The organism is Symbiobacterium ostreiconchae, assembly GCF_055396975.1.
This window is the reverse complement of the sequence record NZ_AP042454.1, coordinates 739,160-761,549: the sequence shown is the minus strand read 5'-3', so window position 1 is coordinate 761,549 and position 22,390 is coordinate 739,160. Positions and strand designations below refer to the sequence as shown.

The following is a 22,390-nucleotide window of genomic DNA, read 5'->3' as shown; positions in this document are numbered from 1 at the left end:
GCGGGTGACATAAGCCTGTGTGTAAGGAGGCTGAAGCATGCTACAGATCAAGTTCTACGGCTTGGGTGGGCAGGGCGTCGTGACTGCCGCCAAGATCCTGGCGCAGGCCATCGTCGTCCACGAAGGAAAATACGCCCAGTCCGTGCCCGCCTACGGTCACGAGCGTCGCGGAGCTCCGGTGTACTCCGACCTGTTCGTCGACGACAAACCCATTCTGCTGAAGTCCTTCGTGTATGAGCCCGACCACGTGCTGGTCTTTGACCTTGCCGTCCTGGACAAGGGCGTTGACGTGCTCCAGGGAGCGCATGCGAACACAGAGTTTCTGGTCAACCACCATGAGGCGCCCACGGACTTCCCGTTCGCCCGCGGTTTCGGCGCCGTCCGGTACGTGAACGCCACGAAGACGGCGCTGGAGACCATCGGGGCGGAGATCCCCAACTCGGCCATGCTGGGCGCGTTTGCGGCGACCGGCGTTGTCAGCATTGACGCGATCTGTGCTGCGCTGAAGGACACGTTCAAAGGAAAGGCGGGAGAGTTGAATGTCGAAGCTGCACGCCAGTGCTACGCAGCCGTCAAGCGGCTATAGGTACGTCTACGGCCCGTGCGCCACCGTGTTCCAGGCGACCAAGACCGGTACCTGGCGCACGCACCGTCCCGTGGTGAACCAGGAGCTGTGCAACCGGTGCAGCAAGTGCGCCCGCTACTGCCCTTCGGACCTCTTCTCCATGGACCGCAAGGACCGGAGCGTCCCCGTCACCATCGACATGGAGTACTGCAAGGGCTGTGGCATCTGCGCCGAGGTGTGCCCGCTCAAGGCGATTGAGATGGTTCCGGAAAGGAGTGTGCGCTGATGTCCGTCCGCAAACTGCTCGACGGTAACGGCGCCGCGGCCGAAGCGATGAGGCTTGCCCGCGTCCAGGTCGTCTCGGCGTACCCGATTACTCCCCAGAGCCCGCTGGCCGAGCGGCTCGCGGATTATGTCGCAGACGGCTCCCTGAAGGCCAAGTACATCCGGGTGGAGTCCGAGCACACCGCGATGTCCGCCGCGGTCGGCGCACAGCTCACGGGCGTCCGCACCGGCACGGCCACCTCGTCGGTGGGCCTCGCCCTGATGCACGAGGTCCTCGGTCTGGCATCCGGCTGCCGGGTTCCGATCGTGATGCCGGTCGTGAACCGCTCCCTGGTCAGCCCGTGGTCCCTGTGGTGCGACCACCAGGACACCATGGCCGAGCGCGACTCCGGCTGGATCCAGCTCTACGTGGAGAACTGCCAGGAAGTGCTCGACACGGTCCTGATGGCCTACCGGCTGGCGGAGGATCCGCGGGTGCTGACGCCGACGATGGTCTGCATGGACGGCTTCTTCCTCTCGCACACCTCGGAGGCCGTCATCGTGCCGGATCAGGCTGAGGTGGACGCGTTCCTGCCTCCCTATAAGAAGCAGAACATGTACCTGGATGTGGAGGATCCGATGTTCGTCAACGACCTGACGCCGCCCGGAGACTTCACCGAGATGCGCTGGCAGCAGAAGGTCGGTTTCGACAACGCCCTGACGGTGCTGGAGGAAGTGCAGGAGGAGTTCGCCCGGAGGTTCGGGCGCCGGTACCACATCCTCGACGCCTACCGGTGCGAGGACGCGGAGGTCGTCCTGGTAGCGATGGGCTCCATGTCCGGCACGGCCAAGTACGTCGTCAACCAGCTGCGCGAGCAGGGCAAGAAAGTCGGCGTGCTGCGGATCGTCTGCTTCCGTCCGTTCCCGGTGGAGCAGCTGCGCGAGGTCCTGCGCAACGTCCCCGTGGTGGGCGTCATGGACCGGACCGCGGGCCTGGGCGCCGAAGTGGGCCCCGTCTGCACCGAGGTGCGCGCCGCCCTGTCGTGCTCCGACACGCCGCACCGCGTGGTCGGCTTCATGGGCGGCCTCGCCGGCCGTGACCTGTCGCCCGCGATCATGAGGAAGGTCTTCAACCAGCTGCTCGATATTGCCGCTGGGGCTCCGGCGCCCACGGCCATGCAGTGGGTGGACGTGCGGCCCGACGCGATGGAGATCCGGGAGGTGAAGCAGCGTGTATGAGCTGAAGTCGGAGGCCAAAGGCCTGGTGGCTCATGGCATCAGCACCTGTCACGGTTGCGGATTGGAGTTGGCGATGCGCACGGTCCTGGGAGCCCTGGGCGAGCGGACCATCCTCGTGATTCCTCCCGGGTGCGCGGCGATGTTCTCGGGCTACGGCAAGGAGACGGCCGTTAAGGTCGCAGGCATCCAGGGGTGCCTGGAAAATACGGCTGCCATCGCGGCCGGCATCCGCGCCGGCCTGGAGGTCCAGGGCATTGAGGACGTGAACGTCGTGGCCTTTGCCGGCGACGGCGGCACGGTCGACATCGGCCTGCAGAGCCTGTCCGGCGCCCTGGAGCGGGGCGACCGCATCATCTACATCTGCTCCGACAACGAGGCGTACATGAACACGGGCATCCAGGGCAGCGGCTCGACGCCGTACGGCGCCCGGACCACCACGACGCCCGCCGGCAAGCGGAACTTCCGCAAGGACATGCTGGCGATCGCGGTGGCCCACCGGATCCCGTACGTCGCCAGCGCCTCCGCCTTCTACCCCGAGGATCTGCGGCGCAAGGTCCTGAAGGCGCGGGACTGTGGCGGACCGGCCTACATCCACATGTTCATGCCCTGCCCGACGGGCTGGGGCTATCCCTCCGAGAAGTCGGTGGAGATCTCGGAACTGGCCGTCAAGACCCGCATCTGGCCGCTGTACGAGGTCGTCAACGGCAAGTACCGCCTGACCGTCACGGTGAACGACCCCGTGCCCGTGGAGCGGTACCTGCGGATGCAGCGCCGGTTCCGGTCCCTGACCGACGAGGACATCGCCGCCATCCAGGCGTTCGTCGATGCCGAGTACGAGAAGCTGCTTGAAAGGGTGAACCACTAGTGGAGGCCAGTTCGCTGCACTCGTTCTTCTACCCCAAGGGCATAGCTGTCGTAGGCGCCTCGAAGAACCCGAACAAGGCCTCGCACCAGATCCTCAGGTCCATGGTAGTCGAGGGGTTCACGGGGAATCTCTACCCCGTGAACCCCGGTGAGACTGAACTGCTGGGCCTGAAGGTTTACCCCTCGCTGGCCGCGGTGCCCGGCGAGTGCGACCTGGTCGTGATCGCCGTGCCGGCGCCGCACGTGCCCGGCGTCATGCGGGAGGCCGCCGCCCGCGGGGACGTGAAGGCCGCCATCATCGTCTCCGCCGGTTTCTCGGAGACCGGCATCCCCGAGCGGGTGGCCCTGGAGCGGGAGACGCTGGAGATCGCCAAACAGGCCGGGATCCGGGTGATGGGCCCCAACTGCGTCGGTGTCATCAACACCGAGAACAATCTGGTTACCAGCTTCCACCCCGGCCTCAAGATGGTGAAGGGGAACATCGCCGTGTTTACCCAGAGCGGCGCGGCCGGCGGGACGATCCTGATGGCCGGTCACGCCGAGCCGGCCCCGATGGGCTTCGCCAAGTGGGGCCACGTGGGCAACATGAGCGATGTGACCAACCTCGAGCTCCTCGAGTATTTCGGTGAGGATCCCACCGTGAAGGTGATCGCCGGCTACGTCGAGAGCGTGCGCGACGGCCGGGAGCTGATGCGGCTGGCCGATCGCATCACCCGCAAGAAGCCCATCCTGCTTCTGAAGGTGGGCCGCACGGAGCTGGGCTCCAAGGCCGCCCTCTCGCACACCGGCGCCCTGGCGGGCTCCGACCGGGTGTACGACGCGGCGCTGGCGCAGTGCGGCATCATCCGCGTGCAGACGATGACCGAGCTTGTCGACGCCGCGCGCGCGATCTCCATGCTGCCCATGCCGAAGGGCAACCGGGTCTGCATCCTCACCGAGGCCGGCGGACCGGGCATCATCGCCATGGACGAGCTGGGCGCCGACGGCAGCGTGACCCTTGCCCCGCTCACGCAGGAGACGCAGGAGAAGCTGGCGAAGGTCCTGCCGCCGATGGCCATGATCGCCAAGCCGAACGGCTACGTGGACATGACCGCCGCCGCCATGGAGAAGCAGCACGCCGAGGCGCTCCGCATCGTCCTGGAGGATCCCAACGTCGACTCGGTCATCCTGATTAGCGTTCCGCCGACCTTCCTGCCGGCCGAGTGGGTGGCCAGGGAGGTGGCGAAGGTGGCCAAGACGTACGACAAGCCCGTCGTCATCAACTTCATGATGGGCGAGTCGATGGCCGCCGCCCGCCGCCACCTGGAGGAGAACGGGCTGCCCACGTTCGAAACGCCTGAGCGCGCGGCCCGGGCCTTGATCAACCTCACCAAGGCCGCAGCGCGCCTGGCCCCCGGGGCCGCCGCGGAGGCGGCTGCAGCGGGCGCGGTGGAGATCGACGCGACCGAGGTCCACCCCGCCGTGCGGGAGGCCATCCGGCAGGAGCGCAACCTCCTGGAGCACGAGGCGGTCCACCTGCTCAGCGACGCCGGGGTGAAGACGCACCCGTGCCTGTTCGCCCGCAACCGCGAGGCGGCAATGGAGGCCGCCGACTCGATCGGCTACCCGGTGGTCATTAAGGTCGTCTCGCCGCAGATCCTCCACAAGAGCGATTACGGCGGCGTGCGGCTGAACCTGAAGGACCGGGAGGCTGTGGGCCGGGCCTACGATGAGATGATGCAGGGCGTGCGGGCCAAGGCCCCCGACGCGGAGATCCTGGGTGCGGTGGTGACCCCGTTCGTCACCGGCGGCGCAGAGGTCATCGTCGGGATGACGCGCGACCCGCAGTTCGGCCCGGTGATCATGTTCGGCATGGGCGGTATCTTCGTCGAGGTCTTCAAGGACGTCAGCTTCCGGGTGGCCCCGTTCACGCGCCAGGAGGCGCTGGCCATGATCGACGAGACGAAGGCCTCCGCCGTTCTGCGGGGCGCCCGCGGCGCCGCGCCGAAGGACGTGGAAGCCCTGGCCGATCTTCTGGTGAGGGTGGGCAACATCGCCGTGGCCAACCCGCAGATCCGGGAGATGGACCTCAATCCGGTGCTCGTTCAGGAGCACGGGCTGGCCGTGCTGGACGCCCGGGTCATCGTGCAGGGCGCCAAGTAGGTGTACAACCCGAAAACGGTCTTCAACGGGCACTTCAGGCGCCGGCAGCATCTGCTGCCGGCGCCGGGCTTTGTGCGCCCGGCATGGGCGCTGACTTGGCGGTGAGAGTCCGCTGCGGGCGAGGCAGCACGAGCCCGCTAGCCAAAGGCAAGGGTGTCCGTCGCGAGGCGGAATCTGGAGGAAGCCGGAGGCAAAGCCACGACCCGAGGAACACGAACCTCATACGAGGCTGTGCCGCCTGGGTGAGCTGGCGAACCACAGCAAAACCCGAGGCTGCCAAAGGGCGGTGCAGTAGATGGGGCGGGTGCGGGGCGAAGGTCAGCGTCCTTACCCGGGGAGGTCTGCCGGGAACGCCAGCAACGCTGGTAACCCGGGCCGAGAGGCCCGGCTGAACCGGCAGAAGTCAGCAAAGCAGTCCTGTAATGATGTAGGACGGCGTTGAGAAAAGTAAAGGCCTCCTGATACGGTAGGGTGTGAAAGGTAATCACCACTCGTAACAGGAGGTCACGGAACGCAATGCAATTGAAGCAGCGAGCCAGGAAATTGGCCCTGGTCCGAGGTGAACCCACGGTGGTGGTCGGTATCGACATCGCCAAGCGGAAGCACTGGGCCTGGGTGGTCGACGGAGTGACCGAGGTGCCCGTGGGCAGCCCCTTCCATTTCCAGAATAGCAGGGAAGGGTTCGACCGTCTACTGGGAAAGATCGCACGAGCGAAGGAGAAGGCTGGCGCTACCCGCGTGGTGGTGGGGATGGAACCGACCGGGCACTACTGGAAGCCGCTGGCGTGGTATCTCCAGCAGGCGGGCTTCACGGTGGTCATCGTCAACCCGGCCCATGTCAAGGCGAGCAAGGAACTGGACGATAACTCGCCCACGAAGAACGACCGTAAAGACGCCTGGCTCAACGCCCAGTTGGTCCTGCAAGGCCGGTTCTCCGTGCCGTATCTGCCAGACGGGGTCTATGCAGAACTGCGGATCCTAACCCAGGCCCGGCAGCAACACCGGCGGAAGCTGAACGCCGCCCTGAACCAGCTGCAGGCGCTCCTGGACGAGTACTTCCCGGAGTACACGGAGGTGTTTGCCGACCCGCTCGGTCAGGCGTCGCTGTATGTGCTGCAGTACCGGCCGTTTCCACAGGATGTGCTGGCGGTGCCAGTGACTCAGCTGGCGGCGGAACTCCGGGCTGCCAGCAACCGGCGGGTTGGGCTCCGGCGGGCCCAGGACCTGCAGGAAGCGGCTCGGCGGTCTATAGGGGTGCCGTACGGGCTGGACGCCGCCCGGCTCCAGCTGCGGCAGATCCTCCAAGAAGTGATCTTCTGGAAGGAACGGTTGGCGGAGACGGAGGCGGCAATGGCCGAGGCGTTGGAGAAGACGGGCCTCGCCCGGTACCTGCTGAGCGTGCCTGGGGTCGGTGTGGTGACCGCTGCTGCCTTCCTAGGCGAGGTAGGCGACCTGCGCCGGTATGCGGACTGGCGGCAACTCCGCAAGCTGGCAGGCTACAACCTGACAGAGAACACGTCGGGGCAGCGGGACCGCAGCCGGACGCCCATCAGCAAGCGCGGCCGGCCTGGACTGCGCCACGTGCTGTACCAGATGGCGATGACGGCGGCCGCCAAGAACCGGGAGTTTCGAGCGCTGTACGAGCACTTCAGGACTCGCCAGCAGAACCCGCTCAAGGGCAAGCAGGCCCTGGTGGCGCTGGCGTGCAAGCTGTTGCGGGTGCTGTTCACCCTGGTCAGGAAGCAGTGTAGCTATGATCCGGCCAGGGCCTTGGGGGCCTGGCGGGCGGAGCAGTTAGGTCTCGCCGCCTGAGAGGGCGGTGTGCCGATAGATGTGCCGCTTTGGGTGGGGGAAGCCAACTATGGCTGGAAGGGCATGACCCTGCAGCAAAGTACTAGCGCCCCACCCGCCCCCATTTAGGCAGGACGAAGGACTTTGAGGGCAAGGACCCCGGGAGACATGATAGGGTGGCCGGGGGCGGAGTACGTGGGACCCGTCCAGGCGGCAGCATACAGGGCATGTCTGAAGAGTCGCACGGGGCTCTTCTCTGCCACCCCGCGTTTGTCTCGCACCAGAAGTCAGAGTCTTTCGTCCAATGGGTGTGTCTGAGCCAAGTGGCAGGACGCGAAATGGTGCGAACCAGCGAGATTGAGAGAGTTTGAGTGCATAACATCGAGATAGGCCATAGTACCGGCAGGGGGACGCCCCGACCGGGAAGGGCCGAACGTCAGGAGAGGGGTGAACCCGTTGCGTTCGAGCAGCCCGCGACAAACGCAGAAAACCCCGCACGGGGCCTACTCGCCGGAGGTAGCGGTGAAGCCGCAAGGGACGGCGGGAGGGCGGAGTGGGCAGCCGGCACAAGGCGGAGCGTCACCCCGCGGGGAGCAAGGCAAGCTGATGGAGCAGGTGGTGGCCAGGGAGAACATGCTGGCCGCCCTGAAACGGGTGGAGCGGAACGGAGGCGCCCCAGGCGAGGACGGTGTCCCCACCGAACGGCTGCGGGACCAGATCCGCGCGGAGTGGGAGCGCATCCGTGAGGAACTGCTCCGGGGGACCTACAGACCGCAGCCAGTCCGCCGGATCGAAATCCCGAAACCGGGCGGCGGCAAGCGGATGTTGGGTATTCCCACCGTGATGGACCGCCTGATCCAGCAGGCACTCCTGCAAGTACTGACGCCAATCTTTGACCCGACATTCTCCGAATCCAGCTACGGCTTCCGGCCGGGGCGGCGGGGTCATGACGCGGTCAGGAAGGCACGTCAGTACGTGGAGGAAGGGTACGACTGGGTCGTGGACATGGACCTGGAGAAGTTCTTCGACCGGGTCAACCACGACGTGCTGATGGCCCGCGTGGCACGGCGGGTAACGGACAAGCGAGTGCTGCGGCTGATCCGGCGATACTTACAGGCTGGGGTCATGCTGAACGGGGTAGTCATGGCGACGGAGGAAGGGACGCCGCAGGGCGGTCCGCTGAGCCCGCTGCTGGCGAACATCCTGCTGGATGACCTCGACAAGGAGCTGGAGCGCCGCGGGCACCACTTCGTCCGGTACGCCGATGACTGCGCGGGCCGAAGGCCCGTGTGTCTTGTGAGCTGAGATGTGCTCACCCCGGGAATTCCCAGTTCGCCGGGTAGTTTGGGGTCCGCTGTAGGCGGGTAACTGCCTGCGGCGAAGCGACCCGACAAAGGTCCTCGCACCCAGCCAAGGGACTGAAACGAACCTGCAGGCCGTAACGAAAGTGAACGCGGATTAGCATCGTCAGCGTAGCTCTGGCGGGTATCGCTGGGAGAGCCAGGGTTTTGAGGTTGCCGAGCCTCTAGTCGTCGGGCGAAGGCTGTCACTGCAGCACGAGTAACTGGGCGATGACTGTTGCGGGACCTCCGGTGTGAAAGCGACGGCATGCAGGGAAAGCACACGGGAGAAACGGTCGAGACCCTGCCGCATCCCGGCATCCCACCGGGTAACCGAGGACATAAGGGAGGCCCCCGAAAGTTCAGGCGGAATGTGCGGCCAGGGAGTCGGAGGAGGCCATGGTAGCGATGACCCTGCGGACAACACAACCGCAGACAGCGACGGGCCTCTGCTTCAGCAACGCTTCTTAAGGAGGAAGGGCTGCGTGATTGCCCGACCGGCTATAAACACGCCACAAGAAAAGGTCCGCGTACTCCAGCGGAAGCTCTACACGGCGGCCAAGGCGGATAAGAGCAGGAAGTTCGGGGTTCTGTACGACAAGGTTTACCGCCGAGACGTGTTATGGGTAGCATGGACCCGGGTCAAGGCCAACAAAGGTGGGCCCGGAGTCGATGAACGAACCATAGAGGAAATCGAGCAGAGTGGAGTCGGCCCCTTCCTGGCCGAGATACAGAAGGAGCTGTACACGAAGACGTACAGGCCGGCACCGGTGCGGAGGAAGTACATCCCGAAGAAGAACGGGAAGTTGCGGCCCCTGGGCATACCGACCGTGAAGGATCGGGTAATCCAGACCGCAGTGAAGATCCTGATTGAGCCTATCTTCGAGGCAGACTTTCTTCCGTACTCGTATGGCTTCCGACCTAAGCGGAGCCAGCATGACGCACTCAGAGAGATCCAGAAATGGGTAACCTGGGGATGCAGAAAGGTAATTGATGCCGACCTGAGCAGCTACTTCGATACCATTCCGCACGACAAACTCGTGGATCTCGTAGCCCAGCGAATTACGGACAAGTGGATCCTGCGGCTCATTCGAGCATGGCTCAAGGCTGGCGTGCTGGAGGAGAGCGAAATCTCCTACTCAGAAGTGGGCACACCGCAAGGAGGGAGTATCTCTCCACTCCTCGCGAACCTCTACCTGCACCACGTCCTTGACAGGCTCTGGGAGCGGTACAACCTAGCCGGGCGCAAATATGACGCCCACTTGGTACGGTACTGCGACGACTTTGTGGTACTCTGCGGCAAGAACCCGCAGCGGATCATGGAGGGGCTGAAGAGGGTCCTGGCCGAATGGGGACTAAAGCTGAATGAGGAGAAGACCCGCGTAGTGGACGCCCAGGAAGGGTTCGACTTTCTCGGAATGCACTTCCGGATGAAGCGGACCAAGAAAGGGCGCTGGTTCTGCTACCGGTGGCCCTCGCTGAAGTCCATGCAGAACATCCGTGACAGGGTCAGAAAGGTCATGGCCACGGGCGGCACTTTCCCGTCCCTGGAAGACAAGATTGCATGCCTCAACCCGGTCCTGCGCGGCTGGTGCCAATACTTCGCTGCCGGCAATTCGCTACGACACTTTATAAAGGTGGACTCCTACGTCTACACGAGCCTCTGTGCATACCTGCGAAAGAAGCACAAACGGCGAGGCAAGGGGTACAGGGACTACCCACCCAGCTTCTTCTACAAAGAACTGGGTCTTTACCGCCTATTTGGAAAGGTAAGGCGCCAACCGTTCGTGTACCGCTGAATGCTTCCGTGTGAACGCTGTCGGAAAGCCGGATGACGGAAAACGTCACGTCCGGTTTGATGAGGGGGAGCTGGAAACCGGGACATGGCAAGGCTAGTGAGACACTGCAAGGGGGAAACCCGCAGAAACCGAGTAGGCCAAGCCTACAGCCACGGCGCCAGTTCTCTACTCTACGCAACATCTACGTCCGCAGCAAACGGGCGGGAGAACGGGTCTACAGGAACGTGCGCCACTTCCTGCAGGAGCGGTTACGGCTGAAGGTCAACGAGGAGAAGAGCGCAGTGGACCGGCCGTGGAAGCGGCAGTTCCTCGGGTTTAGCTTCTACAAGCACCGGGGAGTGCGCATCCGGCTGGCCCCGAAGAGCCTGAAGCGCGTGAAGGACAAGCTCCGCACGCTGACGGACCGCAACCGCAGCCAGAGCATGGAGGACCGAATCCGGCGCCTGAATGCTTACTTGCGGGGCTGGGTTGGGTACTATGCGCTCTCCGATGCCAGGTCAGCCTTTGAAAGACTCGAAGGATGGCTGAAGCGTCGGCTGCGAGCATGCGTATGGAAGCAGTGGAAGCGTGTACGCACGCGCTTTCGGGAGTTGCGCGCCCTCGGTTTGCCCGAATGGGTAGTCTACCAACTCGCCAACAGCCGCAAAGGCCCGTGGCGAATGGCAGGTGGCCCACTAAACAGCGCCCTGGGCAACGCCTACTGGCGTGCCCAGGGGCTGATAAGCCTGACCGAATGCTATGAAGCGACTCGTCAATCCTGGCGAACCGCCGGATGCGGACCCGCATGTCCGGTGGTGTGAGAGGACGGGGGTTAGCCGCCCCCTCCTACTCGATTCCTCAGGCGGCGATGGAAGCGGTGGGCTGTGAGCCGTGGGTCGTGGGGGTGGTGGCGGCGATGAAGGCGGTGATCCGTGAGAAGTGGGCTGTGACAGCAGTGAACCGGTGAGGAATGGGCGGTGAGAGCGGTGCACAGTCGGGAAGTAGGCGGCGCAGGCCGCACCGGCGGGCGGATCAACCAGGACCGGGACGCCTGCGGGACGAGGCCCGCCCAACCCTCAACTTGAGCCTGGCCTGCCTTGTCACCCTCCTCTAGCTCAAGTTTCACGCGAACAACTCGACATTCGTGGTGTTAAAAGGGCGTATGGGTAGGGAGTGGCCCGGTTCAGGGTAATCTCAGCTCCAGCCAGGGGAGTACCCCGGCTGAACACCAACCGCAGCGTGTCGCCGAGGCACCGAATGGTTGCTCGGCACCGGGCCGCTACTCGTACCAAGAGTCGACTCCCCGCCTCGGCCAGTTTGGGCGAGTTCGTGCTCAGAAACCGCCAAGCCCAGCGCACCAGGTTGAAGGCGAACAAGACCAGCTGCGTGAAGGCGGCGTTGGCCTCATACTTCCGCATCCGAGGAGTACCAAAGTGGAACGTTCCCTTCCACTCCTGGAACCCGGCTTCGATGGTCTGCCGTCCATGGTAGAGCTTGACGACCTCTGTCGTGGTGAGCTCCTCAGGCTGGAGCGTAGTCAGGATGACGCTGCGGACCTCCCGGCCATCGGCGTCCCAGCGGCGCATGGCGACCAGTCGCACCGGATACGGTGCGAGCAAAGTGGGGCCAGGTACGGTAACGGCTTCGGAGGCAAACCGGTTCTTCTCGACTTCAACCCAGCCCTCCGCCGGCACGGCGTCGAAGAGGCGCTTGTAGGCGGGATTGCTTCCGGAGTAGGACTTGATGGTGAACTCGTATCCCAGCTCCAGCAGCCGCTGGATCACCTCCGGCGTGCCAAAGGCGCTGTCGGCTCGCAGCACGATCCGGAGGGGAGCCGGGTTCGTCCGATTCTCCTGCCGGTACTGCCGGAGTCGCTGGTTCACTTCACGGAGGTGCTGAACCTCCTCCTGGAACTCACGCTGCAGCTTCTGCTTCCGGCGGGCGCTGCCCTTGCCTGATACCGTCTGCAGTTGCTGATACAGCTGCCTGACCCGAGCCTTCTGCTGAGCCAGGCATGCCTCGACCCATTCGACTCGCCGCAGGGGACGACCAATCCGGGCTTCGATCCTGGGAATCAGTTCGAGCAGGCAGGCGCCGGAACGGCTGTTGGCCTTGCCGGACTTGAGAAGGCCGTCGATGGCAAAGCGCTGCTGCTTCCCGCTGAGGAAGGCGGCTGCGATCTGATAGCCTCGGGCCAACTTCCCCTGGATGTAGCCGAAGTCGGTACCGGTGTACTGCCTGGTCTCGCCCCGAACCTTCTGGCCGGTGAGGTCGATGTCCACGATGACCATTCCGGACCGGTCTGGGCCCGCCACCGCCGCAACCTCCTGCTGAAGCAGGGGAGCCTGGATCTCCGCCAGTGCATCGGAAAGTTGTTGAACGTTTTCCTCCGTTAGTTTGCTAAAGGTCGCACAGACGGTGGAGAAGTGAGCAAAGCGTTCCTGCCCCCAGGCTTGAGCTACGGCAGGGTCGGCGACCAGCGGCTCGGGATCGAAGTTCAGGTCCTTCATGTAGCGGCAGTTGCCGAGAATGGCAACCAACGCCTCGACTACCTTGTCGACCGGCGTATGGGTGTAGGTCTTCTGATTGATCCGCAGGTGCCGGTTCAACACGTCAACCAGGTTCAGCCTTTGCGCTACCCAACCAAGAGCGACAAGAAAACCATGCCGGGTGGTGGATTTGATGGCTTGCGCAGTGACTTCGGGCGTCGTACCATGAGACTGCATCAGTCGAACCTCCACATGGTGGTTTAAGAGGGGCAAATCCCACCATGTATCATTGGTTCAGACTGATGCTTTTTCAATGGGTTTCCATTGTACGGAGTGCGGGTTATTCACGCGAAACTTGAGCTAGTTCTCGTTGCATTTCCAGACCCCGGTCAGCCGAACTGGGCGGCCAGGGCCACATCACCCTGGGCCATGAGACCGTCCGCTACCCTCAAAGCCACGACGATTCGCTCCTTCACGCCTGACGCAGAGAACGTGGAGGCGAAGGTAAGAAGCGCGTTCTGAGATGCCGTCCATAACCTTCTTCGTACTGGAGGCCCCGACGAAGCGTGATACAACAGGCGCGCGAAGGGCTGGCTCTCTTCTTCGGGGGGGCGCCTCCCTTTATCTGGATGACCCAAGTACGTTACCCCATCCGGAAAGCGCCGCCTGGTCTGCAGAATGCGCTGCTACATAGACGTCGGGCTCCTGAAGAGCAGCACCGTCTCCGTCAAATCCATGTTCATCCCCGGTACGATGAACTACGGACAGCGACCCAGCAGACTAGAAGCATCGCGGTCAACCCGCTCCCGCGGAGTTCAATATGCGACAGAGGCACCCTCGGTCAGGGTGCCTCGCTTCGGGTTCCGATCTGATCCTAGAACCTGAGCGGCGGCTTGCGGCTCCCGGGTTAAGGCACCCGGCCTGAAGCTCACGGGAAACAACTCACAGCTCACAACTGACAGCGCCTGTCCTCCCCACCCCCAACTCAGTGCTCACTGCCCACAGCCCACAGCCTTCCGTTCACCGCTTATTGCTCACGGCTCACCCCCCACCCCCCACCCCCGCCTACGTCAACTCAATGTGCAGCGCCCGCCGCAGCCGCAGCGCTTCCTGGCTGGCCGCGGTCAGGGCGTGCAGGAGATCGCGAAACACGTCGGGGGCAGGGGTGAACGCAAACTGCGCCTCGGCCACCTCCGGCCGGCCGGCGACGAAGGCCCGGTGCCAGCGGGTGACGGGCGGAAGCGCCGGCAGCGCCGGCAGGTCCACGGGGGAGCCGGAGCCCCCCATCTCCGGCGTTCTGAGCCCCTGGACGCCGTCCGGTGTGAACCGGAGCGCAGAGAAGAAGCAGGCGAACCACCCGCGCTCCAGGTCCGGCGTGGACCGGAACCCCACGGGGGGCGGGAACTGGCGCACCGCGATGCGGATGCCCCTCGGGGTGAGGGAGATGCGGGCGAGGTCGGACCGGGCGATCTCCGTCTCCCCCTCCCCGCCGAAGAGCGCGCCCAGGACCGCCTCTGCGGCCGAGCGAAAGGTGAGCGTGGGCAGGCGGTGGTCGGCGATCCGCTGGGCCATGCGCCCGGTTTCGTCGAGCAGCACCCCGGCCCGGACCGGCTGAAGCCGGGTCAGGTCCGCGGCGCCCAGCCGCATCAGGAGGGGAAACTCCTCGGCTCCGGCAGCCGCAATCGCTTCCTGCAACCGGGTGACCTGCGCAAGCGGAATCAGGTGTTCCGTCCCGCCGGAGACGAACAGGCGCAGTCGGTCAAACAAGCCATTCCCTCCCCTTATAGAAAAGCAAGTGGGCCGAAATAAGGCCCATGAATAGCACGTACCCGCGTCGCGCGCGGAGGCAGCGCACCTGGAGATCCCGCGGCCGAACGCGCACAAGGATCGTGCAGAATTGCACAAACAGGCAGGCGAGTGATAAGCGTTGCTTATTCCCGCGATTGTTTCCAGCAATAGTCTTTCAGAACGTTGACAGTACTTTGTACGCAGGACTACAATGGGGCCGTCTAGTGCTTGTGGTACGTTCGAACTAGAACGTGTGATGCGAACGGGCTGGGCCCAGTATGGTTTGGACGGGGCATCCTGACAAGACCAAGTGGGGGAAGGAGCGTACCAGGGAATGCGAGAGTTCGTGAGACGCCATCATTTCCTGCTCCGGCGGCTTCACTCGCTCGCCGGTGTTGTGCCCGTGGGCCTCTTCCTGGTGTTCCATCTGTTCGAGAACTCGCGGGCCATCCAGGGGGCAGCTGCGTACAACGAGGTCGTGCTGTCGATCAACTCGCTGCCCTTCATCCTGTTCATTGAGATCTTCGGCATTTTCCTGCCACTTTATTTTCATGCCATCTACGGTATTTATATCGCAGCAGACGCACGGCACAACGTCTCGCAGTACAGCTACGGCCGCAACTGGGCTTTCCTGTGGCAGCGCATCACGGGCCTGATCACGCTCTTGTTCGTTACGTACCACATCTGGCACTTCCGCGTCCAGAAGGCGCTGGGCGTCTACGACGCGAACCCCGAGCTGCCGGGCCTGCCCAGCTATAACATCGTGGCTGACGCCTTCGCGAGTCCTGCAGCCAAGGTGTTCTACTTCATCGGCATCGTGGCCGCGGCGTACCACTTCGCCAACGGCCTGTACACCTTCCTCATCACCTGGGGGATCACGATTGGCCCCCGCAGCCAGCGGGTCTCCAGCCTGGTCACGAACCTGCTGTTCGTGCTCATCTCGGCCATGGGCCTCACCGCCCTGTTCGCATTCCGCTTGTAGGAGGGAACGGTTGTGCGACGCAATCTCATTGTCGTTGGCGGCGGTCTCGCTGGACTGATGGCGGTCATCAAGGCTGCCGAGGCGGGGTTCCATGTCGATCTGATCTCGCTGGTCCCCGTCAAGCGTTCCCACTCTGTGTGCGCGCAGGGAGGCATCAACGGCGCGGTCAACACCAAGGGCGAGGGCGACTCCCCCTGGATCCACTTCGACGACACCATCTACGGCGGCGACTTCCTGGCCGACCAGCCGCCGGTCAAGGCGATGTGCGAGGCCGCCCCGGGCATCATCTACCTCTTCGACCGGATGGGCGTGCCCTTCAACCGCACGCCCGAGGGGCTGATCGACTTCCGGCGCTTCGGCGGCACGCTGTATCACCGCACCGCGTTCTCCGGCGGCTCCACCGGGCAGCAGCTGCTCTACGCCCTGGATGAGCAGGTGCGCCGCCACGAGGTGGACGGCAAGGTCACCAAATGGGAGGGCTGGGACTTCACCGGCCTCGTGCTGCACGAGGGCCGCGTGGTCGGCTGCACGGCGCAGAACCTGCGCACCATGGAGTTCCGGGCCTTCAAGGCCGACGCGGTCATCATGGCCACCGGCGGCATCGGCATGATCTTCGGCAAGTCCACCAACTCGGTGATCAACACCGGTTCCGCCGCGGCCATCGTCTACCAGCAGGGCGCCTGGTACGCCAACGGCGAGATGATCCAGGTGCATCCCACCGCCATTCCCGGCGACGACAAGCTGCGGCTCATGTCGGAGTCGATCCGCGGCGAGGGCGGCCGCGTCTGGACGTACAAGGACGGCAAGCCCTGGTACTTCCTCGAGGAGAAGTACCCGAAGTACGGCAACCTGGTGCCGCGCGACATCGCCACCCGCGAGATCTTCGACGTCTGCGTCAACCAGAAGCTGGGCGTCGACGGCAAGAACATGGTCTACCTGGATGTGAGCCACATCCCGGCTGAGACCCTGCGCCGGCGCATCGGCAACCTGATCGACCTGTACAAGAAGTTCGTCGGCGACGACGCCACCAAGGTGCCGATGAAGATCTTCCCCGGCGTCCATTACACCATGGGCGGCCTCTGGGCGGGCTACGAGAAGAAGGCCAACAACGACATGGACATCGAGAGCCCGAAGAGCTTCATGACCAACATCCCCGGGCTCTACGCCGCGGGCGAGGCCTCGTTCCAGCACCACGGCGCCAACCGGCTCGGCGCCAACTCCCTGGTCTCCTGCGTCTTCGACGGCATGGTGACCGGCCCGGCGGCGGTGAAGTACATCCTGGGGCTGAACACCACCCCGGCGGAGGAGCTGCCCGAGTCCATCTTCGAGGCGGCGGTGCGCGAGGCTGAGGCCAAGTACCAGCGCATCCTGCGCATGGACGGTCCCGAGAACCCCTACGTGCTGGCCGACGAGCTGGGCAAGGTCATGACCGACAACGTCACCGTGGTCCGCTACAACGCCAAGCTGGAAGAGACCCTGGTGAAGCTCAGCGAGCTGAAGGAGCGTTACGAGCGGATCGGCGTGCCCGACACCGGCAGCCACTCCAACCAGCCGGCCGTGTTCACCCGGTGGCTGCACGGCATGCTGGTGCTGGCGGAGGTCATCACCAAGGGCGCCCTGGCCCGGAACGAATCCCGCGGGGCGCACTACAAGCCTGAGTTCCCCGAGCGCGACGACGTGAACTGGCTGAAGACCACCATCGCACGCCACACCGAGTCGGGGCCCGAGCTCACCTACAGGCCGGTGGACATCACCCACATCCAGCCCCGCAAGCGGGACTACACGAAGAAGTAAGGGGGTACGGGAACCGTGGCCGATCAGAAGAGGTTCATCGAACTGCGCATCAGGCGCCAGGAGGCACCGGAGAAGCCTTTCTACTGGGAGGACTTCCGGATCCCGTACCGTCCTGGGATGAACGTCATCGCCTGCCTGATGGAGATTCAGCGCAACCCGGTGAACGCGGAGGGCAAGCGCACCACGCCGGTGGTCTGGGATTCCAACTGCCTGGAGGAGGTCTGCGGCGCCTGCTCGATGGTGATCAACGGCAAGGCCCGGCAGGCCTGCTCGGCCCTGGTGGACGACCTCAAGCAGCCGATCGTCCTCGAACCGCTGAAGTCGTTCCCCCTGGTGCGGGACCTCATGGTGGACCGCTCCAGGATGTTCGAGGCCCTGAAGCGGGTGAAGGCGTGGATTCCCATCGACGGCACCCACGACCTGGGCCCCGGGCCCCGTCAGTCGCCCGCTGACCAGGAGTGGATGTATAAGCTGTCGGAGTGCATGACTTGCGGCTGCTGCATGGAGGCGTGCCCCAACTACAACGACAAGACCGACTTCATCGGCCCGGCGCCGATCTCCCAGGTGCGCCTCTTCAACGCCCACCCCACCGGCAAGATGCACGCCCACGAGCGGCTGGAAGCGCTCATGGGCCCCGGCGGCGTGATGGAGTGCGGCAGCGCCCAGAACTGCGTGCGGGCGTGCCCGAAGGGCATTCCGCTCACCACCTCGATCGCCGAGATCCAGCGGCAGCTCACGGTCTACTCGCTCAAGAAGGCGCTTTGGGAATAAGAGCAAAGCGGGTTCGCCGACCCCATGCCGGGCGGCGAACCCGCTTCTTACAGCCCCGCGAGGCTGCTCCAGTTGAGGTAGAGCAGGGGGAGGTTCCACGGCAGCGTGGCGGTGAGCACAAGGCCCAGGGAACGGGCCCGGGAGAGGCCCGAGATGCGGTGCACCCCTGCCGTTTGGGCGGCCACGCGCCAGATGAGGAACGGGAACGAGAACAGGAGCACGAGCGCGTCCCGCTGCGTGAGGTAGGGGATGAAGGTGACGATGTCCTCAGCCAGGAAGAGCACCCAGATGAGCCCCGTATACTTCGCCGCCTCCTGAAGCTGGATCTGCCACCCAAAGAGCCGGCTGCTCCAGTACAGCAGCGCCGCCTGGATGACGAAGAGCATCAGCAGCAGGTTGAGGAGGTTGAAGAGAAGCGCCCCGGCCGGCACCGACGGCACGGCCGAGCGGATGGCCGGATGGTAGAGCAGCATGACCGCCTCAACCGTGAAGACCGAGAGCAGAATCCAGAGGTACGCGTAGCGCATGTGCGTCTGCGCCTGGGCAAAGGTCTCAGCCGGGCGAAGCAGCATGCCGCGGACCCAGTCAGGCAGCGCCAATGTCAACCCTCTCCTTTATCAGTCATAGGGCAGCGGCTCCCGTCGTGCAGCCACGCTCTGGACCAGGCCGATGGCGGCCATGTTGGCGAGCAGGGCGGTGGGGCCGTAGCTCACGAAGGGCAGCGGAATGCCGGTGACCGGCATGAGCCCCATGGTCATCCCGACGTTCTCCAGCACATGGGCGCCGAACAGGGCGGCCACGCCCACCACGAGCAGCGTGCCGTATCGGTCGTTGGCGGAGAACGCGATGAGCGCCAGCCGCAGGAACAGGAGCGCGTACAGGCCCAGCAGCACGGCGCCGCCGACGAACCCCCACTCCTCGACCAGCGCGGCGAAGACGAAGTCGGTGTGGGGGAAGGGAAGCCAGCCGTTCTGCTGGTACTGACCCTGCCCGTAGCCCTTGCCCCAGATGTCGCCGCTGGCGATGGCCATCTTGGACTGCAGGACCTGCCAGCCGGCCCCCTGGGGGTCCTTCTCCGGGTACAGGAAGGCGTCGATGCGGTCCCACTGGCCCGGGTTGATGTTCAGCGGAAAGACGGTGCCGTACGTGTAGTGGCTCCAGACCGAGCCGACCACCAGCCCGGCCAGCAGCACAAAGGCGGCCAGGAGCTTCCGGCCGGGAAAGCCGCGCCCGTAGACCATGACGACGGCGATCGCGGCAAACACCAGGGCCGTGCCCAGGTCCTTCTGCAGGACGACGGCGCCCAGCACGGGCAGCACGTGGAGGATCGGGGGCGTCAGATGCCACCAGGCCTCCAGCCGTTCCATGCCGTCGAGCTGCCTGGCCAGCGTGATGATCAGGAGCACCTTGCCCAGTTCCGAGGGCTGGACCATGATCACGCCCAGGTCCAGCCAGTTCTTGTTGCCCATGACCTCGACGCCGAAGGCGACCACGGCCAGCAGCATGAGCACGTTGAAACCGTAGATCCACCAGTAGAGGGTCCGCAGCTCGTTGTAGTCCAGGAGCAGCAGGATCACCCAGGCGACCATGCCCATCACGAGGGCGGCCGCCTGTTTGATGAGATCTGCCCTGACCTCGTAGCTCGGCGCGGCGCTGGAGATCACGACGAAGCCGATGGCGGTGATGGCGAGGACGATGGCGAAGAGCGGCCAATCGATCATTCTCCAGAAGCGGCCGTGCCAGTACAGTGCGAACACCCCCTTACAGCCCTATACCATTCGGTTGGACCGGGTCAATCCCCTCTTGGTTTCTTCTTGGCCCGGACGCACAAAATGGGAGGGGCGGAATCGCCCCCCAGCCCAAAAAAAGTGCCACCCGCAGGTGGCACGGTTATCGTCGAGTGGTTACGGCTGCACCTTCTTGGGCGTCGGCAGGCCCAGGCTGCCCCTGCCATCGCGCGGCCGCGCCTCGTTGACGGTGAGGGGGCGCCCCGCCCACTCTGCGCCGTTCAGGGCATCGATGACCAGCTGAGCCGCCTCATCGGGCACCTCGACAAACCCGAACCCGCGACTGCGACCGGTCTCGCGGTCTGTGACGATGCGAGCGGAGATGACCTCGCAGTATTGCGAGACGGCGTTGTGCAGGTCGTCGCTGGTGGCTGCCCACGGCAGGTTACCGAAATAAAGGGTCTTGGCCATCTGCTCTCGTACTCCCGTCTCTGTGAATTTCTCGCAGCCGATGCCCTGGGGCAACGTCGCGATGCTTTTTTCAGTTTACACGTAGGGCTGGCCCGGTTTCAAGAGGGTTTGACCGCCGGTGTGCCTTTGGTTAAAGTAAAATCACCCGAAAGGGAGGGAGTGCCTTGGTGCCCAGACTGGTCGCGGCACTACTCGGTCTCATGCTTCTCGTCAGCTGTTCTGCACCGCACGCGGGTTCCGGCACTGGGCCTGCCGGAAGCGGCGCGGACGGCGCCGATCCACCCGGGCTGCAGGCGGACGACCCGCCCGCGGTGGAGGTCACGCCAACAGCATATGAACTGGTGATCGTCGGGGGCACCATTGTGGACGGCACGGGCGCGCCCCGCTACCGGGGCGACGTGGCGATCGACGGCGACCGGATCGCCGCGGTGGGCGACATTGGCCCCTACACCGCGCAGCGGGTCATCGACGCCGCGGGCCTGGTGGTTGCTCCCGGCTTCATCAACCCCCATTCACACACGCACGACGACCTGCTGAACCCGTTCATCGAGCGGGACGCCAAGGCCTCGCTGATGCAGGGCATCACCGCCGAGATCGGCGGGGTGGACGGCCGGTCGCCGGTGGACATCGGCGCGTTCCTCTCGCAGCTGGAAGAGGAGGGCACGGGCGTCAACTACGGCACGTACCTGGGGCAGGGATCCGTGCGCGGGCACGTGATGGGCTGGGCGCAGGGGCCGGCCGGCGAGTGGCAGCTGGAGGAGATGAAGCGGCTGGTGCGCGAGGGCATGGAGGACGGGGCCTTCGGCCTCTCCACCGGGCTGGAGTACCAGCCGGGCTCCTTTGCGCCGACCGACGAGGTGGCGGCCCTGGTGCGGGAAACCGCGCCCTACGGCGGCATCTACGCCACCCACGTGCGCAGCGAGGGCGATGCGGTGGTGGAGGCGGTGCAGGAAGCCCTGGAGATCGGCCGGAAGGCCGGGGTGCCCGTGAACCTCTCCCACCTGAAGATCGTGCACTACCGGAACTGGGCGAAGGAGGACGAGGTCGTCCGCCTGATCGAGGAGGCACGGGATGCCGGGCAGCGGGTCTTCGCGGACGTCTACCCGTACCTGGCCCCCGATTACGCGGTGAACCGGCCGCTCTCGGAGTGGGCGTCTGCGCTGCCGCCGGAGCACCTGCTGATCGTCGACGGCGTGCCGGAGGAGCTGCAGGGGCTGACCGTCGCGGAAGCCGCCGCGGCCCTGGGCTTGCCGGAGGCCGGCGCTGCCCGGGAGCTGCTGGCGCGGCATCCCTCCACCCGGATCGTCGCGCTGGTCTCGAGCGAGAGCGCAATGCACCGTTTCTTGAAGGAGGACTGGTCACTGGTCTCCACGGACGGCGAAGCCCAGCCGAAGCTGGCCACGGCTGCGGAGGCCCGCAGCTACGCGTTCCACCGGCGTTCGTACGGCACGTACCCGCAGTTGTTTGAAGAGCTGGTGCGCAGGCGCGGGCTGCTCACCCTGGAGCAGGCCGTGCGCAAGTCCACCGGCCAGGTGGCGGACGAGCTGGGCCTCAAGAGCCGGGGCTACCTGAAGCCCGGGCAGTACGCGGACATCGTCGTTTTTGATCCCGAGACCATCGCCGACCGGACCACCTGGCTGAGCCCCCAGGAATACCCGGAGGGCATCCATTACGTGCTGGTCAACGGGCACGTGGTGGTGGACGGCGGCGAGTGGATCGGCGGGCGCCACGGCCGGATCATCCGGCGGGGTGAGGACTGAGGGCCGGCCGCCGGGGTGGCCTGTGCGGCGCACGACAGCGGGCGGAGAGGAGGACACCGCGATGGCCTATTGGCTGATGAAGACCGAACCGGACGTGTACAGCTATGATGACCTGGAGCGGGCGGGGCGCGACCTGTGGGACGGCGTGCGCAACGCGGCCGCGGCCAAGCACATGCGCGCGATGCGGCCCGGCGACCTGTTCCTCTTCTACCACACGGGCGACGAGCGGAGGGTCGTGGGCGTGGGGCGCATCGTGAGCGAACCCTACCCCGATCCCACCGACGCGGAGGGGCGGTGGGTCGCCGTGGACGTGGAGCCCGTCTACCGGTTCCGGGCGCCGGTGACCCTGGCCGCGGTCAAGGCCGATGCCCGCTTCGCCGACTGGGCCCTGGTGCGCCAGTCGCGCCTCTCGGTCATGCCCGTCACGCCGCAGCAGTGGGCGTGGCTGCACGAGATGGGCGAGACGGCGCCGCAGGAGGCATGAACTCGGGCGCGGAGGCTGAGCACAAGAGCGGGAACCTGCCGGGAGAGGGAGTCCCTCTCCCGGTGATTTTTCTGTCGCTTTCCGGTGCCCCCTGAAACGGGAGCCGCGCCCCGAATCGTCTGTATTGACGGTAAGCGGTGT

At 65.1% G+C, this 22,390-nt stretch carries 17 protein-coding genes and 2 pseudogenes; 14 read left to right on the top strand and 5 right to left on the bottom strand.

The features are described from left to right. The first annotated feature begins 37 nt into the window (after window positions 1-37). The 9 genes and pseudogenes from ACZ5UM_RS03725 to ACZ5UM_RS03685 form a co-directional block, all read left to right on the top strand. A complete protein-coding gene (locus ACZ5UM_RS03725; protein WP_464847020.1) occupies window positions 38-586 on the top strand; it encodes a 2-oxoacid:acceptor oxidoreductase family protein in 549 nt (182 codons plus the stop codon). After that, entirely contained in the window at window positions 540-851 is a 312-nt protein-coding gene (locus ACZ5UM_RS03720; protein WP_464847019.1) for a 4Fe-4S binding protein, read from the top strand. Before ACZ5UM_RS03725 ends, ACZ5UM_RS03720 begins: the two co-directional genes overlap by 47 nt. Further along, window positions 851-2,068, top strand: a complete 1,218-nt coding sequence (locus tag ACZ5UM_RS03715; protein WP_464847017.1) for a transketolase C-terminal domain-containing protein — start codon at window positions 851-853, stop codon at window positions 2,066-2,068. The genes ACZ5UM_RS03720 and ACZ5UM_RS03715 overlap by 1 nt, the downstream gene beginning before the upstream one ends. Beyond that, on the top strand, window positions 2,061-2,933 hold the full coding sequence (locus tag ACZ5UM_RS03710; protein WP_464847015.1) for a thiamine pyrophosphate-dependent enzyme: 873 nt from the start codon (window positions 2,061-2,063) through the stop codon (window positions 2,931-2,933). The genes ACZ5UM_RS03715 and ACZ5UM_RS03710 overlap by 8 nt, the downstream gene beginning before the upstream one ends. Then, complete coding sequence (locus ACZ5UM_RS03705) at window positions 2,933-5,074, top strand: acetate--CoA ligase family protein (RefSeq protein ID WP_464847014.1); 2,142 nt, start codon at window positions 2,933-2,935, stop codon at window positions 5,072-5,074. The genes ACZ5UM_RS03710 and ACZ5UM_RS03705 overlap by 1 nt, the downstream gene beginning before the upstream one ends. Before the next feature lie 516 nt (window positions 5,075-5,590). Further along, complete coding sequence (locus tag ACZ5UM_RS03700; protein ID WP_464847013.1) at window positions 5,591-6,886, top strand: IS110 family RNA-guided transposase; 1,296 nt, start codon at window positions 5,591-5,593, stop codon at window positions 6,884-6,886. Between the two features lie 585 nt (window positions 6,887-7,471). After that, window positions 7,472-8,137: pseudogene (ltrA, locus tag ACZ5UM_RS03695) on the top strand (group II intron reverse transcriptase/maturase); the annotation flags it as partial. Window positions 8,138-8,690: 553 nt separating this feature from the next. After that, window positions 8,691-10,004, top strand: coding sequence for a group II intron reverse transcriptase/maturase (gene ltrA, locus ACZ5UM_RS03690; RefSeq protein ID WP_273381634.1), 1,314 nt, complete (start codon window positions 8,691-8,693; stop codon window positions 10,002-10,004). Between the two features lie 176 nt (window positions 10,005-10,180). Then, window positions 10,181-10,804: pseudogene (locus ACZ5UM_RS03685) on the top strand (group II intron maturase-specific domain-containing protein); the annotation flags it as partial. Between the two features lie 294 nt (window positions 10,805-11,098). Here ACZ5UM_RS03685 and ACZ5UM_RS03680 read toward each other — a convergent pair. After that, window positions 11,099-12,709, bottom strand: a complete 1,611-nt coding sequence (locus ACZ5UM_RS03680; protein ID WP_011196386.1) for a transposase — start codon at window positions 12,707-12,709, stop codon at window positions 11,099-11,101. A gap of 828 nt (window positions 12,710-13,537) precedes the next feature. Beyond that, complete coding sequence (locus ACZ5UM_RS03675; protein WP_464847011.1) at window positions 13,538-14,239, bottom strand: hypothetical protein; 702 nt, start codon at window positions 14,237-14,239, stop codon at window positions 13,538-13,540. 355 nt (window positions 14,240-14,594) lie between these two features. Here ACZ5UM_RS03675 and ACZ5UM_RS03670 point away from each other — a divergent pair, with 355 nt between their 5' ends. The 3 genes from ACZ5UM_RS03670 to sdhB are packed head-to-tail and all read left to right on the top strand — an operon-like array spanning window position 14,595 to window position 17,807. Next, window positions 14,595-15,242 (top strand): succinate dehydrogenase cytochrome b558 subunit, encoded by a 648-nt coding sequence (locus tag ACZ5UM_RS03670; protein WP_464847010.1) that lies wholly within the window; start codon window positions 14,595-14,597, stop codon window positions 15,240-15,242. Window positions 15,243-15,254: 12 nt separating this feature from the next. Continuing rightward, a complete protein-coding gene (gene sdhA / locus ACZ5UM_RS03665) occupies window positions 15,255-17,036 on the top strand; it encodes a succinate dehydrogenase flavoprotein subunit (protein ID WP_464847009.1) in 1,782 nt (593 codons plus the stop codon). A gap of 15 nt (window positions 17,037-17,051) precedes the next feature. Then, complete coding sequence (gene sdhB / locus ACZ5UM_RS03660) at window positions 17,052-17,807, top strand: succinate dehydrogenase iron-sulfur subunit (protein WP_464847008.1); 756 nt, start codon at window positions 17,052-17,054, stop codon at window positions 17,805-17,807. Window positions 17,808-17,854: 47 nt separating this feature from the next. Here sdhB and ACZ5UM_RS03655 read toward each other — a convergent pair whose 3' ends face one another. The 3 genes from ACZ5UM_RS03655 to ACZ5UM_RS03645 all read right to left on the bottom strand — a co-directional run bounded on the left by ACZ5UM_RS03655 (window position 17,855) and on the right by ACZ5UM_RS03645 (window position 20,005). Further along, complete coding sequence (locus tag ACZ5UM_RS03655) at window positions 17,855-18,406, bottom strand: hypothetical protein (protein ID WP_464847007.1); 552 nt, start codon at window positions 18,404-18,406, stop codon at window positions 17,855-17,857. An 18-nt stretch (window positions 18,407-18,424) separates the two neighbouring features. After that, window positions 18,425-19,528, bottom strand: coding sequence for a rod shape-determining protein RodA (gene rodA / locus ACZ5UM_RS03650; RefSeq protein ID WP_464847006.1), 1,104 nt, complete (start codon window positions 19,526-19,528; stop codon window positions 18,425-18,427). Window positions 19,529-19,711: 183 nt separating this feature from the next. Further along, a complete protein-coding gene (locus ACZ5UM_RS03645) occupies window positions 19,712-20,005 on the bottom strand; it encodes an RNA recognition motif domain-containing protein (protein ID WP_273380254.1) in 294 nt (97 codons plus the stop codon). A 167-nt stretch (window positions 20,006-20,172) separates the two neighbouring features. Here ACZ5UM_RS03645 and ACZ5UM_RS03640 point away from each other — a divergent pair, with 167 nt between their 5' ends. Both ACZ5UM_RS03640 and ACZ5UM_RS03635 read left to right on the top strand, forming a co-directional pair. Then, the gene (locus ACZ5UM_RS03640) at window positions 20,173-21,765 is read left to right on the top strand and encodes an N-acyl-D-amino-acid deacylase family protein (RefSeq protein WP_464848268.1); all 1,593 of its coding nucleotides are present in this window, start codon (window positions 20,173-20,175) and stop codon (window positions 21,763-21,765) included. Window positions 21,766-21,826: 61 nt separating this feature from the next. Next, window positions 21,827-22,249: an EVE domain-containing protein gene (locus ACZ5UM_RS03635; RefSeq protein WP_464847005.1), complete on the top strand. Its 423-nt coding sequence runs from the start codon at window positions 21,827-21,829 to the stop codon at window positions 22,247-22,249. Window positions 22,250-22,390 lie beyond the last annotated feature (141 nt).

Coding starts and splice junctions, on each gene's coding strand:
- ACZ5UM_RS03725 (WP_464847020.1), top strand. CDS start 38: ATGCTACAGATCAAGTTCTACGGCTTGGGTGGGCAGGGCGTCGTGACT.
- ACZ5UM_RS03720 (WP_464847019.1), top strand. CDS start 540: ATGTCGAAGCTGCACGCCAGTGCTACGCAGCCGTCAAGCGGCTATAGG.
- ACZ5UM_RS03715 (WP_464847017.1), top strand. CDS start 851: ATGTCCGTCCGCAAACTGCTCGACGGTAACGGCGCCGCGGCCGAAGCG.
- ACZ5UM_RS03700 (WP_464847013.1), top strand. CDS start 5,591: ATGCAATTGAAGCAGCGAGCCAGGAAATTGGCCCTGGTCCGAGGTGAA.
- ACZ5UM_RS03680 (WP_011196386.1), bottom strand. CDS start 12,709: ATGCAGTCTCATGGTACGACGCCCGAAGTCACTGCGCAAGCCATCAAA.
- ACZ5UM_RS03670 (WP_464847010.1), top strand. CDS start 14,595: ATGCGAGAGTTCGTGAGACGCCATCATTTCCTGCTCCGGCGGCTTCAC.
- rodA (WP_464847006.1), bottom strand. CDS start 19,528: ATGATCGATTGGCCGCTCTTCGCCATCGTCCTCGCCATCACCGCCATC.
- ACZ5UM_RS03645 (WP_273380254.1), bottom strand. CDS start 20,005: ATGGCCAAGACCCTTTATTTCGGTAACCTGCCGTGGGCAGCCACCAGC.
- ACZ5UM_RS03635 (WP_464847005.1), top strand. CDS start 21,827: ATGGCCTATTGGCTGATGAAGACCGAACCGGACGTGTACAGCTATGAT.